A 12583-nucleotide genomic window follows, 5' to 3' on the forward strand; every position below is an offset into this window, starting at 1 on the left:
ATTATAAAAAGAAGGATTTTTCAATGACGACTGCATTTACCAAACTGCACGCTGGCCTGTTGGCGGCGGTCCTGGCGCTGGTGCCGATGACCCAGGCCAGCGCCAAGACGCCGGCCGACCAACTGATCGTCGGCATGAGCATGGTCAACCTGTTTTCCATCGATCCGGCCAATGCGCCGGGCCTCGACGCTTCCGGCGTCAATGCCAATCTTTACGACACCCTGGTCAAGCGTGATCAGGGCAATCCGGAACAGCATCTGCCGCAACTGGCCGAGCGCTGGACGATCAGCGACGACGGCAAGCAGATAACCTTTCATTTGCGTCAGGACGTGAAGTTTCACTCCGGCAATCCGCTGACCGCTGAAGACGTGGCCTGGTCGTTGTACCGGGTGATGAAACTGAATTTCGGCCTGGCCACGACCTGGAAAGCCTACGGTTATAACGTCGACAACATCCAGTCACTGATCCGTGCCAGCGATGCCCACACGCTGGTCATCGACTTGCCGCAAACCATGGATCCGCTGTTGTTGATCGACTCGCTGGCGATCTCGCCAAGCGCGGTGGTAATCGATCGCAAAACAGCGTTGGCGCATGAGAAAAACGCTGACCTCGGTGCTAACTGGCTGGTGACCAACGAGGCCGGTAGCGGCCCCTTTGTGCTGAGCAAATGGACGGCGAACGACTCGTTGTTGCTGACCCGCTTCGACGGTTATTGGGGTGGTGCCGCCAAGCTCAAACGGGTGGTGGTGCGGCACATGACCGAATCGCAGTCGCTGCGCCTGATGCTGGAGCGCGGAGACCTCGATCTGGCGTACGGCATGGCCGCACCGGACATCCGCGCCATCGACGGTTCGGAAAAAATCCACGTGCAGTCACTGCCGCGCGGCACCATGTACTACGTCGCGCTGAGCATGAAGCAGCCCGAATTTGCCAACCCCAAAGTGCGCGAAGCGGTGCGCAACCTGATCGACTACAAGGGCCTGGACGAACAGGTGATGCCGTATTACGGCCAGCTGAATCAGCAGCCGATGCAACTCAGTCTGGCGGCGCGCCTGCCGGATCCGGGTTATCACATGGACGTCGCCAAGGCGAAAAAACTCCTCGCCGAAGCGGGTTATCCGGACGGCTTCACCACGACCATTCGCACATTGTCAGAGCCGCCCTTCATCGACATCGCCGCGCGCCTGCAAGCGACGCTGGCCGAGGGCGGGATCAAGGCCAGTATCGTCAACGGCACTGGCAACCAAGTGTACGGCGCCATGCGTGCGCGCAACTTCGACATCATCGTTGCGCGCGGGGCCGAGCGCTATCCGCATCCGTATTTCAGCCTGCGCACGTTTGCCTACAACCCCAACAACAGCGATGACGCCGGCCTGCCGAATTTCCAGGGCTGGCGCGCGTCGTTTTTCAGCCCGCAGCTCAATAGCCTGATTGATCAGGCCGGGGTCGAACGCGATGCCGGCCAGCGCCTGAACCTGTACCACCAGGCACAGAAAATCTACGACGAGCAGGTCGGCCCGATCATGATGATTTCGCAGATGACCGACACCGTGGTCAGCGCCGCCGACGTCAAGGGTTTCGCCGGTGATGATGCCGAGGCGACGCGGTATCTGGGTGTCTACAAACAACGCTGAACGCTGCCCGGTGCGTCGGCGTACGCGCCGGGTGATCCTGAATTCAATCCGAGAACATGCCCATGATTGCCAACATGTCTTCTACTGATTCGAGCGCCAAGCGGCGGTCGGATCGTACCCCCGGATCCAGCTTCGACGCCTTCTGCAAAAGTGCCCTGAAAGTCTTGCGGCACCTGCTGCGCAACCCGATGACCCTGGCCGGATTGCTGGTCGCGTTGGTGCTGGTAGTGGTGGCGCTGTTTGCGCCGTGGATCGCCACCCATGATCCGGTGGCGCAGAACCTCGCCAATGCCCTGCAGGCGCCGGGCGCCGCCCACTGGTTCGGTACCGATGAATACGGCCGGGATATCTTCAGTCGGCTGGTCTACGGCTCGCGCATCACGCTGTACATCATCACCCTGGTGACCGTGATCGTCGGCCCGATCGGGCTGTTTATCGGCACCGTCTCCGGCTATTACGGTGGTGTTGTCGACACGGTATTCATGCGCCTGACCGACATCTTCATTTCCTTCCCCAGCCTGGTGCTGGCGCTGGCATTTATCGCTGCGCTCGGTCCGGGCCTGGAACACGCGGTGGTAGCGATTGCGCTGACGTCGTGGCCGCCGATCGCGCGACTGGCGCGGGCTGAAACCCTGTCGTTGCGCAAGGCTGACTTCGTTGTGGCGGTTGAGCTGCAAGGGGCTTCGTCCACGCGAATCATCCTGCGGCACATTGTGCCGATGTGCATGTCGTCGGTGATCATCCGCCTGACGATGAACATGGCCGGGATCATCCTCACCGCAGCGGCTTTGGGCTTTCTCGGCCTCGGTGCGCAGGCGCCGTCGCCGGAGTGGGGCGCGATGATTTCCACCGGGCGCCGCTACATGCTCGAGTGCTGGTGGCTGGTGGCTGTTCCGGGGGCCGCAATCATGTTGGTCAGCCTGGCTTTCAACCTGTTGGGCGACGGCCTGCGGGACATTCTTGATCCGCGCAGCGAGTAATCGGAGGCTGTATGTCTGCAATCAAATTGAACGTCGAAGGGCTCAATGTGCGCTTCGTCAATGCTCAGAAAGAAACCCACGCCGTGCGCGACGTGTCATTCACCCTCGGGCGGGAAAAACTCGCCATTGTCGGTGAGTCGGGCTCGGGCAAATCGACGGTCGGTCGCAGCCTGTTGAAGCTGCACCCGGCCAGCGCGCGGATCACCGCCAAGGCCATGCAGTTCGGTGAAGTCGATCTGCTGTCAGCCGGTGAAAAGGTCATGCAGAAGATTCGTGGCCAGCGCATTTCGATGATCATGCAGGACCCGAAATACTCGCTGAACCCGGTGGTCAAGGTCGGCGATCAAATCGCCGAGGCGTATCTGGCGCACCACAAGGCCAGCCGCAGCGAGGCCCGCGAGCGGGTGCTGGAAATGCTCGAGAAGGTCCATATCCGTGATCCGCAACGGGTCTACAACCTGTACCCGCATGAGGTTTCCGGTGGTATGGGTCAGCGCATCATGATCGCGATGATGGTCATCACTCGTCCACAGGTGATCATCGCCGACGAGCCGACCTCGGCTCTCGATGTCTCGGTGCGCCAGCAAGTGCTCAACGTGCTGGAAGAGCTGGTCGAGCAGCAGGAAATGGGTCTGATTTTCGTCAGCCACGACCTCAACCTTGTGCGCAATTACTGCGACCGCGTGTTGGTGATGTACGCAGGCAGGGTGGTCGAATCGCTCGCCGCCGGCGACCTGCAACATGCGCAACATCCCTATACCCGCGGCCTGATGGCGGCGTTGCCGAGCATGGACAACCGTCGCGAGCGGTTGCCGGTGTTGCAACGCGATCCACTGTGGCTGACTTGCTGAGGAATCGACCATGTCCATGATCCAAGCACACGCGCTGAACCTGAGTTTCGGCGCCGGCCCAGCCCTCAATCAGGTGCTGCACGACGTCAACCTCAGTGTCGCCGACGGTGAGTCCTTCGGCCTGGTGGGGGAGTCCGGCTCCGGCAAGACCACGGTATTGCGCTGCCTGGCCGGGCAGTACCGGCACTGGACGGGCGAGTTGAGCATTGCTGGCGCGCCGCTGCAGCACAAGATTCCCAAGGAACATTTCCGTCAGGTGCAGATGGTGTTTCAGGACCCTTACGGCTCGCTGCATCCGCGCCACACCGTCGACACGGCGCTGCGTGAACCGCTGATTATTCACGGCGTGCGCGACAAGGACGACCGGATCAACGAGATCCTGCTCAAGGTCGGTCTGAACGACAGTTACCGTTTTCGTTATCCGCACCAGTTGTCCGGTGGCCAGCGCCAACGCGTGGCAATTGCCCGTGCGCTGATTCTCGAGCCGCGCGTGTTGCTGCTCGATGAGCCGACTTCGGCGCTGGATGTCTCGGTGCAGGCGGAGATTCTCAATCTGCTGGCGGATTTGCGCCGGCGCGAGAAACTCACCTACCTGATGGTCACTCACGATCTCGGTGTGGTCACGCACCTGTGTGATCGGGTAGCGGTAATGCAGCAGGGCAAGATCGTCGAGTTGCTCGACAGTCAGGCGCTCAGCCAGGATCTGGCAAGCCACGCCTACACGCGGATGCTGGTACAAGCCAGTCGTGATTTCAGCGAGGAGTCGGTGCGCCAGCTCGCTGGTTAAGCCGATCCAACAAGGAGCGCGACATGCCGCATTGCCTTATCGATTGCCCGCAAACCCTGGCCCAGCGTGTCGGCGAGCAAACCCTGCTCGCTGCCGTGCATGACGCCCTCGATGCCTTCGGCCTGTTCAAGGCCGGCGACATCAAGGTGCGCCTCAATACGTTCGAGCACTACCGCTGCGGCGCGGGCGCGGACGATTTTGTCCACGTCGTCCTGTCGGTGTTGTCCGGGCGCAGTGCTGAACAGCGCCGGCGTCTGGCCTCGGCGACCGTGGCGGCGCTGGTCGCTTTATTGCCGGACGTCGAGTCGCTGTCGATGGAGGTTGTGGAAATGCCCCGCGAGACGTTCGTCAACCGCAGCCAATATCTGCAAGAAGCCGGATTGTCGGCCTGAACAAGGAGTGCTCATGCCTTATCGATATGTTGTTCCGACGCCGCGCAAACAGCCTTTGGCTTTGTCGCTGGCAGCCACGTTGACGCTGGTTTGCAGTGTGCCGTCGTGGGCGCTGGAGGCGCCGGCAAAACTGCAGGTGCCGACCCTGGCCTTCGATGATCAGCAGATCATCCTGGTCTGGGAGAAGCCCGCCGATCACGCCGATATCAGCGACTACCGGGTCTACGCCAACGGTGTGTTGCTGGGCGGCAGCAACGCCAACAATGACCGCGTCTCGCCGGCCAAGCCTTACATTGACCGCTTCTACGAACAGGACGTTGCCGGTTTTCATCATCGCATCGGCATTCACAGTTACACCGCGCAAGGCTTGAAAGCGGATACGGCCTATCGGTTCACCGTGCGTTCGGTGGGCACCGATGGCAAGGAGTCGGCCGACAGCCCGCCCGTTGTGCAACGGACGAGCAAGGTTGCCGCCGTGTTCGATGTCAGGAAGTACGGCGCCAAGGGTGATGGCAAAAGCCTCGATACCCTGGCGATCCAGAACGCCATCGACGCCTGCACCCCCGGCTGCAAAGTGTTGTTGCCCAGGGGCACCTACAAAAGCGGGGCGCTCTACCTGAAGAGCAACATCACCCTGGAAATCGCCGAGGGTGCAACGCTGTTGGGTTCCGAGCGTGCCGAAGACTATCCGCTGGCCGGATACATCCAGTATCCGTATTCGAGCACCGTGCGCCCGGCGTCGCTGATCAACGCCTTGCCGCGCGATCCGCGGCAGCACCAGTCGTTCGAAAACATCCGAATCGTCGGCAAAGGCACGATTGACGGTAACGGCTGGAAGCGCCGCGCCGATGTCGTCGACGAGCGCGGTCAGCCATTGCCGTTCTACCTGCCCAGCGACAACACCCGCTACCAGCAGGACGGCATTCTGGCCAAGGCGCAAGTCGAGCAAGCGGTCGCGCGCGGCATGAACGTCAAGGATGCCTACGGGCAGATGCGCTCGTCGCTGATCACCCTGCGCAACGTGAAAAATGTGTTCTACGGCGGCTTCACCGTGGTGAATCCGGCCTTCCACGGGATCATGAACCTGGAAACCGAAAACGTGGTGCTGGCCAATACCACGCATAAAACCTACGACGCCAATAACGGCGACGGCATCGAATTCGCCAACAGCAAGGGCGCGATGGTCTTCAACAACTTCTTTGATACCGGCGATGACTGCGTCAATTTTGCTGCGGGTACCGGGGCGGAGGCCGTGCAGCAAAAGCCGCAGGAAGATGCCTGGATCTTCAATAACTATTTCCGCAAGGGTCACGGCATGGTGGTTGCCGGCAGCCATACCGGCGCATGGATTCAAAACATCCTGGCCGAAGACAACGTTTCCGATGGCACCGATGCCGGCCTGCGCATGAAGAGCACCAACTTCATGGGCGGCGGCGCGCGTAACGTGATCTTCCGCGACTCGGCGATCCGCAATACGCTCAAGCAGGCGTTCATTTTTACTCTTGACTACAACGATCCGAACGCCAAGCTGGATTACCAGCGCTCAACCATTCCCGGGCAGTTCCGCGATATCCGCGTCGCCGACGTGAGCGTGGAAAATGCTCAAGGCAAGGCGATCGAGGTCAAGGGCGACAGTCAGCACGACGCCTGGCATCAGGGGTTGGTGTTCGAGCGCGTGCGCTTCAGTGGTCCGGCCAAAGCGCAGATCGACGGGTTGAAGGATTCGCTGTTCGACCATGTGTCGTTCAGCGAGCACGGTGCTGCCAACCCGTGGCAAGTCACCGGGAGTGTCGGGCTGACGTTCAAGGATGTGCAGCCGCCACCCTTGTAGAACCTGATCAAGGTTTCGGTGATTTACCGAGGTCTTCCGAGTCGCTTGAAGTAGCGGCATCTTTTGCCGTTTCATGCGACTCGGCGCCGGAGTTTGAACCCGACGCCTCTTCACCTTTCTTGTCGGCCTTGTCTGCATTGGATTGAGCTTTACTGGCCTGATTCACGCCGGGAAGCGCGGTCGGTGGCGCGGCAGACTCGTCAGCAGTCTTCGCGGCTGCCGAGGCGAAAAGCGGGCAGGTCGCGAGCAGGCCAGTCAGGGTGATCGCTGCAATGGTTCTGTTCATGATGGGCGTCTTCCGGTCGAAGCGGATGGTGATTCATTGGAAGCGTCCTGCAGGCGAAGGTGCCCGTGATTGGACGGGCGGTCAGTCGCTGCCTTCTCATCACTTGAGGGCGACGATCTGGCTCCACTCAAGCCCGAACCGGCCGAGGTATTTCCTCAGTCGATCGGCATCGTTGGCTTGTGCCTTGGCCTGGCGCGAAACTCCGAACAGCCGGCGGCCGGCATCGGACAAGCTGTCCGCCTGCCGGCACACCTCGATCACTGCCTTCAATTGCAAGCGGTCGAACAGATCCATGCTTTCGGCGTCCCCCGGCAACTCTCCTGAAATCGCCTGCGGTTGTGCCAATCCCCACGCGTAGCGCAGCCGATCAATTTCTTCCTGCACCTGTGCCTCGTCGATACGTCCGCTGTCGGCCAGGGTCGCCATTCGTGTGATCGAGGCGGAGAGTTCACGGAAGTTGCCGAGCCACGCCGCCTCGCGAGAGCTGGCGAACGCCAGATAACTGCGCCGGGCTTCCAGGTTGAAGCGCACCAGTTGCCCGTGTTCACGGGCGTGACGTTCCAGCTCGAAATCAATGTTCGGTTCGATGTCCTCGCGGCGACCGGCGAGGCCGGGCAGGTCGAACGTCCACAGGTTGATGCGTGCGTACAAATCTTCGCGGAACAAGCCATCAGCGACCCGGCTGCGCAGGTCGCGGTGAGTGCCGGCGATGATCAGGAAATCGCTTTCGACCTCCTTGTCCGAGCCGAGCGGAAAGAAGCGTTTTTCTTCAATCGCCTTGAGCAGCATCGCTTGTTCGTCTGCGCCCAGCTCGCCGATCTCATCGAGAAACAGCATTCCACCATCGGCGGCGCGCAACAGGCCGTCACGAGCTTTCTGCGCGCCGGTGAAGGCGCCTTTGACATGGCCGAACAGCGCCGACATCGCGCCGTCGCCACGCAGGGTGGCGCAGTTCACCTCGACAAAACGCCCGTGCATCTGATGGCGACTGCGTTTGAGTTCGTAGATGCGTCGGGCGAGGAAGGATTTGCCGGCGCCGGTCGGGCCGATCAGCAGCATCGGTGCCTTCGAGCGCACGGCCACGCGCTCGATCTGTTCGATCGAGCGGTTGAACGCGGCGTTGCGCGTGGCGATGCCGGACTTCAAGAACTCCAGGCCTTCGAGGCGCTTGTTGGCGAAGCGCGAAGCGATGCGATCGTAGCGCGACAGGTCGAGATCGATCAGGGCATGCGTGCCGATGGCGTGATCGCTTTCGCTGTTGCGCTTGGCCGGAGAGGTCTGGATCAGCCGCGCCGGCAGATAGCGCGCTTCGGTCAGCAGAAACCAGCAAATCTGCGCGACGTGGGTGCCGGTGGTGATGTGGACGAGGTAGTCCTCGCGCTCAGTGTCGAAATCGTAGGCGGTGGTGAAGTCGTGCAGCGCACCGTAGACCTCTTCGAAATCCCACGGGTTGCGCAGTGACATCGGGTGCAAGCGCACCTCGGTCTCCGGCGAAACCTGCTGGATGTCGGCGCGCACTCGCTCGGCGAGGCTGACGTCGCGGGCGTCGACGCCGTGAATCAACTCGAGTCGGTTGATCAGCACGTCTTGCTGTTGGCACAAGCCAACGCTGGGGCGCCAATGGCTCCAGCGATTGGCGCCTTTGCCGACGCGATCGAGGGTGGCGCCGATAAAACCGATGGCGACGGTTTGCTTGTTTGGCATGTTTATCTCAAAAGATAAAAAACGATATCCAATGATAAATAATCGGTGAGGGCTTTGTCGTTAGTTCATTCGATGAAAAACGGATGATTAAATAAAAACTTTATAAATCAATAAGATATAAATATTTTTCGAGGAAAATCAAAATCTGGCACAGCCGCTGCAATACCTATCGCAACGAACAGGACAACACAGCGAGACGCCAAGATGGCCAACTCAACTCTCTTCAACACGCAGTCGAATCACTTGCCGGCCTGCGACACCTTGAATGCTTCCGGTGCCAGCGCTTATGCCTACAGCCCGAAGCACCAACTGGCGCAATTGGCAGTCACCGGTTGCCTGAACCAGACCTTTTACGCCTCCGCAGAAAGTCAGCTGGATCAAGTGCTGAAGCTGGTGGCCGAACTGGACAGTCGCTTCGTGGCGAAAGCCGCGATCTACGCTCGCAAGAAAGGTCACATGAAAGACATGCCGGCATTGTTGCTGGCGGCATTGACCGCTCAGCGTTCAAGTCTGGTGCCAGAGGTTTTCGAGCAAGTGATCGACAGCGGCAAGATGCTGCGCAACTTTGTACAGATCCTCCGTAGTGGTGCCACTGGGCGTAAATCCCTTGGCTCGCAACCCAAGCGTCTGGTGCAGAACTGGCTGAACGGCGCGACCGAGCGGCAACTGCTGCAAGCGTCGATCGGCAATCAACCGTCGTTGGCGGACGTGGTGAAGATGGTTCACCCTAAACCTGCCGAAGCGTGGCGCGAAGCGTTTTTCGCCTGGTTGATCGGTAAACCGGTGGAGGCAAAGGTCTTGCCGGAGTTGACCCGCGATTTGCTGGCGTTTCGCAGCGGCGCGAGTGATGAAGTGCCGGCGGTGCCGTTTCAGTTGCTCGGCAACGAAACACTGAGCAAGGAACAATGGGCCAATCAAGCCCGCAACATGGGTTGGCAGGGATTGCGCATCAACCTCAACACCTTGGCGCGCCACGGTGCATTTGAAGTACCGGGTTGCATCGAATATGTCGCGGCGCGGTTGGCCGATCCACAGGAAGTGGCGAAGGCGCGGGTGTATCCGTACCAGTTGTTGTCGGCTTATCGGATGATGGGCGAAAACACCCCGGCGGCGATCCGCGAAGCCTTGCAGGAGGCGCTGGAGTTGTCGCTGGCCAACGTGCCCACGCTTAAGGGCGCGGTGGTGGTTTGCCCGGATGTGTCGGGTTCGATGGGCAGCCCGGTGACCGGTTATCGCCCTGGTGCGACCTCGCAGGTGCGCTGCATCGACGTGGCGGCGTTGGTCGCCGCAGCGGTATTGCGCAAGCAGCCGGCTGCCCGGGTGATGCCGTTCGAGATCAACGTGGTAGGTATCCAGCTCAACCCGCGTGACAGTGTGATCAGCAACGCCGAGAAGCTCGCCGGCATTTTTGGCGGCGGCACCAACTGCTCGGCACCGCTGAAGAGGTTGGCGGACAGCGAGGCCAGGGTCGATACGTTGATCATGGTCTCGGACAACGAATCGTGGATCGATTCGCAGCGTCGCGGCGCCAGCGAGACGATGCGCCAATGGGAGCGGATCAAGAAGCTCAACCCACAGGCCCGGCTGGTGTGCATCGACATCCAGCCAGGCCCTGCAACACAGGCGGCGGATCGCGATGACATCTTGAATGTCGGCGGTTTCAGCGATGCGGTGTTCGACGTGATCGAGCAGTTCACCAGCGGCCAATACAGTGCGCAGCACTGGGTCGAGGCGATCGAAAGCGCGTCATGAATTGATTGATCACCGGCGCTGAATGCCGATGGGACTACATCCAAGACGTCTCATCAAGCCCTTGTCAGCGCCAGTGACGGCACGAATGCCTGATGGCTGTACATCCAAGGCCGGTTAAGTCCGGAGCGCGGCAACGCGCAACAGTCATCAACTTTTGTCGTGCCACCTTTTTTGCAGTTATTGGCAGCGAATGCGACAGGTACTACATCGGAACGCGGGTTCGACTCCCGCCCCGGCAACGGGGGCTCAACTGGCAGAGCCACAGTGCCTGTGTTTTTGTCGCTGCGACTTACAGAACAACGCCGAATCATCGGCCAATGAATAAAGAATGAAGACATGAAAGAACATACTTACCAACTGCTCGAAGTCGCCAACGGCAAACCGATCAAACTCTGGACCGAAGGCGTCCCGGTGGAAAACGAGGCCCGCGAGCAGTTGATGAATACCGCGAAAATGCCGTTCATCTTCAAACATCTGGCGGTCATGCCGGACGTGCACCTGGGCAAGGGCTCGACCATCGGCAGCGTGATCCCGACCGTCGGCGCGATCATTCCGGCAGCGGTTGGCGTCGACATCGGCTGCGGCATGATCGCCGCGCGTACGTCGCTGACCGCCGCTGATTTGCCGGACAACCTGCTCGGTCTGCGCAGCGCCATCGAGCAAGCCGTGCCGCATGGCCGCAGTTCAAACCGTTCGCGACGCGACAAGGGCGCCTGGGATGAAATCCCGCAGCAAGCCGATCAGGCCTGGGCGGGGTTGCAGCCACGGTTCAAATTGATTACCGACAAGTACCCGAAACTGGCCAACACCAACAACCGTGGGCACCTCGGTACGCTCGGCAGCGGCAACCACTTCATCGAAGTGTGCCTGGATGAAGCCAACCGGGTCTGGTTCATGTTGCACAGTGGTTCGCGCGGCGTTGGCAACGCCATCGGCAACCTGTTCATCCAGATGGCTCAGGCGGATATGCGTCAGCACATTGCCAACTTGCCGGACCGTGACCTGGCCTACTTCGAAGAGGGCAGCCAGCACTTTGATGATTATGTGGAAGCGGTGGGTTGGGCGCAGGACTTCGCCAAACAGAACCGCGAACTGATGATGCGCGCGGTGATTCAGGCGACGCGACAGATTATTCGCAAGCCGTTTGAAGTGGCGCTGGAAGCGGTCAACTGCCACCACAACTACGTGCAGAAAGAGCGGCATTTTGGTGAAGAGGTGCTGGTCACCCGCAAAGGTGCGGTGTCGGCGAAGAAGGGCGAGTTCGGGATTATTCCGGGCTCGATGGGCGCCAAGAGTTTCATCGTTCGCGGTCTGGGCAACGAAGAGTCGTTCAGCTCCTGCAGCCACGGCGCCGGCCGCACGATGAGCCGCACCAAGGCCAAGAACACTTTTACCGTCGAGGATCAGATTCGCGCCACTGCCCATGTGGAGTGCCGCAAGGACGAAGCGGTGATCGACGAAATTCCGATGGCCTACAAGGACATCGACAAAGTCATGCACGCCCAGCGTGAGCTGGTGGAAGTGCTGCACACCTTGCGTCAGGTGGTGTGCGTCAAAGGATAAAAGGAAAGCAGGTCATGGAACTGCAAGAGCGTCATCCGCTGTGCGCCACGATGCGTGCGCGGGTACTGGAAGAGCTGGCGCGCATAGAGCGTGAACGCAATGTCACGGTGTTGTATGCCTGTGAGTCCGGCAGCCGGGCCTGGGGTTTTGCCTCGACCGACAGCGATTACGACGTGCGGTTTGTTTATGTGGAGAAGCCCGAGTGGTTCGTTCAGGTCGATGCGCCACGTGATGTGATCGAACGTCCGCTGGACGATGAGCTCGACGTCAGTGGCTGGGAACTGCGCAAGACCCTCGGGTTGTTGCGCAAGTCCAATCCGACCTTGCTCGAGTGGCTCGACTCGCCGCTGGTTTATCGCAGTGAAACCGCTCAGGTGGCACAGCTGCGCGAACTCGCTGAAGCGTTCTACAGCCCGCCAGCGGCGCGCAATCACTATCTGTCGATGGCGAAGAAGAACTTCCGCGGTTACCTGCAAGGTGAAACCGTACGTTTCAAGAAGTACTTCTACGTGCTGCGGCCGCTGTTGGCGGTGCGCTGGATCGACCAAGGGCGAGGGCGGCCACCGATGACGTTCGCCGACCTGCTGACCACGGTCGACGACCGCGCGCTGCTCGCTGAAGTCGACGAACTGCTGGCCCTCAAACGCAATGCTGACGAAAGCGCTTACGGGCCGCGTCGTCCGGCGCTGCACGGGTTCATCGCCGCCGAGCTCGAGCGCGAAGTGCCCACATTACTCAGAACTCAGGAAGACTCGCGACGTCTGGATCGGTACCTCAGGGATACCGTCGGGCGATACGCGTAA

Annotated in this window: 11 protein-coding genes; 9 read left to right on the plus strand and 2 right to left on the minus strand. The window is 60.4% G+C overall.

Going from position 1 to position 12583, the window contains the following annotated elements; genetic code table 11:
- Positions 1 to 23: 23 nt before the first annotated feature.
- The 6 genes from M5G26_RS21355 (at position 24) to M5G26_RS21380 (ending at position 6475) form a co-directional block, all read left to right on the plus strand.
- On the plus strand, positions 24 to 1634 hold the full coding sequence (locus M5G26_RS21355) for an ABC transporter substrate-binding protein (protein WP_150774023.1): 1611 nt from the start codon (positions 24 to 26) through the stop codon (positions 1632 to 1634).
- Between the two features lie 62 nt (positions 1635 to 1696).
- A complete protein-coding gene (locus M5G26_RS21360) occupies positions 1697 to 2614 on the plus strand; it encodes an ABC transporter permease (RefSeq protein ID WP_034152645.1) in 918 nt (305 codons plus the stop codon).
- An 11-nt stretch (positions 2615 to 2625) separates the two neighbouring features.
- Positions 2626 to 3465, plus strand: coding sequence for an ABC transporter ATP-binding protein (locus M5G26_RS21365; RefSeq protein WP_026000816.1), 840 nt, complete (start codon positions 2626 to 2628; stop codon positions 3463 to 3465).
- A 10-nt stretch (positions 3466 to 3475) separates the two neighbouring features.
- The gene (locus tag M5G26_RS21370) at positions 3476 to 4252 is read left to right on the plus strand and encodes an ABC transporter ATP-binding protein (protein WP_273916401.1); all 777 of its coding nucleotides are present in this window, start codon (positions 3476 to 3478) and stop codon (positions 4250 to 4252) included.
- A gap of 23 nt (positions 4253 to 4275) precedes the next feature.
- Positions 4276 to 4644 (plus strand): 5-carboxymethyl-2-hydroxymuconate Delta-isomerase, encoded by a 369-nt coding sequence (locus M5G26_RS21375; RefSeq protein ID WP_273916402.1) that lies wholly within the window; start codon positions 4276 to 4278, stop codon positions 4642 to 4644.
- Between the two features lie 13 nt (positions 4645 to 4657).
- Positions 4658 to 6475, plus strand: coding sequence for a glycoside hydrolase family 28 protein (locus M5G26_RS21380; protein ID WP_273916403.1), 1818 nt, complete (start codon positions 4658 to 4660; stop codon positions 6473 to 6475).
- A 7-nt stretch (positions 6476 to 6482) separates the two neighbouring features.
- Here the strand turns inward: M5G26_RS21380 and M5G26_RS21385 are convergent, their stop codons facing one another.
- On the minus strand, positions 6483 to 6761 hold the full coding sequence (locus M5G26_RS21385) for a hypothetical protein (protein WP_273916404.1): 279 nt from the start codon (positions 6759 to 6761) through the stop codon (positions 6483 to 6485).
- 99 nt (positions 6762 to 6860) lie between these two features.
- Positions 6861 to 8465 (minus strand): RNA repair transcriptional activator RtcR, encoded by a 1605-nt coding sequence (gene rtcR / locus M5G26_RS21390; protein WP_273916405.1) that lies wholly within the window; start codon positions 8463 to 8465, stop codon positions 6861 to 6863.
- Between the two features lie 204 nt (positions 8466 to 8669).
- On the opposite strand from rtcR, the gene M5G26_RS21395 reads away from it, so the two are divergent.
- The 3 genes from M5G26_RS21395 to M5G26_RS21405 all read left to right on the plus strand — a co-directional run bounded on the left by M5G26_RS21395 (position 8670) and on the right by M5G26_RS21405 (position 12583).
- A complete protein-coding gene (locus M5G26_RS21395) occupies positions 8670 to 10217 on the plus strand; it encodes an RNA-binding protein (protein WP_273916406.1) in 1548 nt (515 codons plus the stop codon).
- Between the two features lie 336 nt (positions 10218 to 10553).
- The gene (locus tag M5G26_RS21400; RefSeq protein ID WP_127926624.1) at positions 10554 to 11780 is read left to right on the plus strand and encodes an RtcB family protein; all 1227 of its coding nucleotides are present in this window, start codon (positions 10554 to 10556) and stop codon (positions 11778 to 11780) included.
- Positions 11781 to 11794: 14 nt separating this feature from the next.
- Positions 11795 to 12583 (plus strand): nucleotidyltransferase domain-containing protein, encoded by a 789-nt coding sequence (locus M5G26_RS21405; protein ID WP_108227088.1) that lies wholly within the window; start codon positions 11795 to 11797, stop codon positions 12581 to 12583.

The organism is Pseudomonas sp. TNT2022 ID642 (assembly GCF_028656995.1).
Classification (GTDB): Bacteria; Pseudomonadota; Gammaproteobacteria; order Pseudomonadales; family Pseudomonadaceae; genus Aquipseudomonas.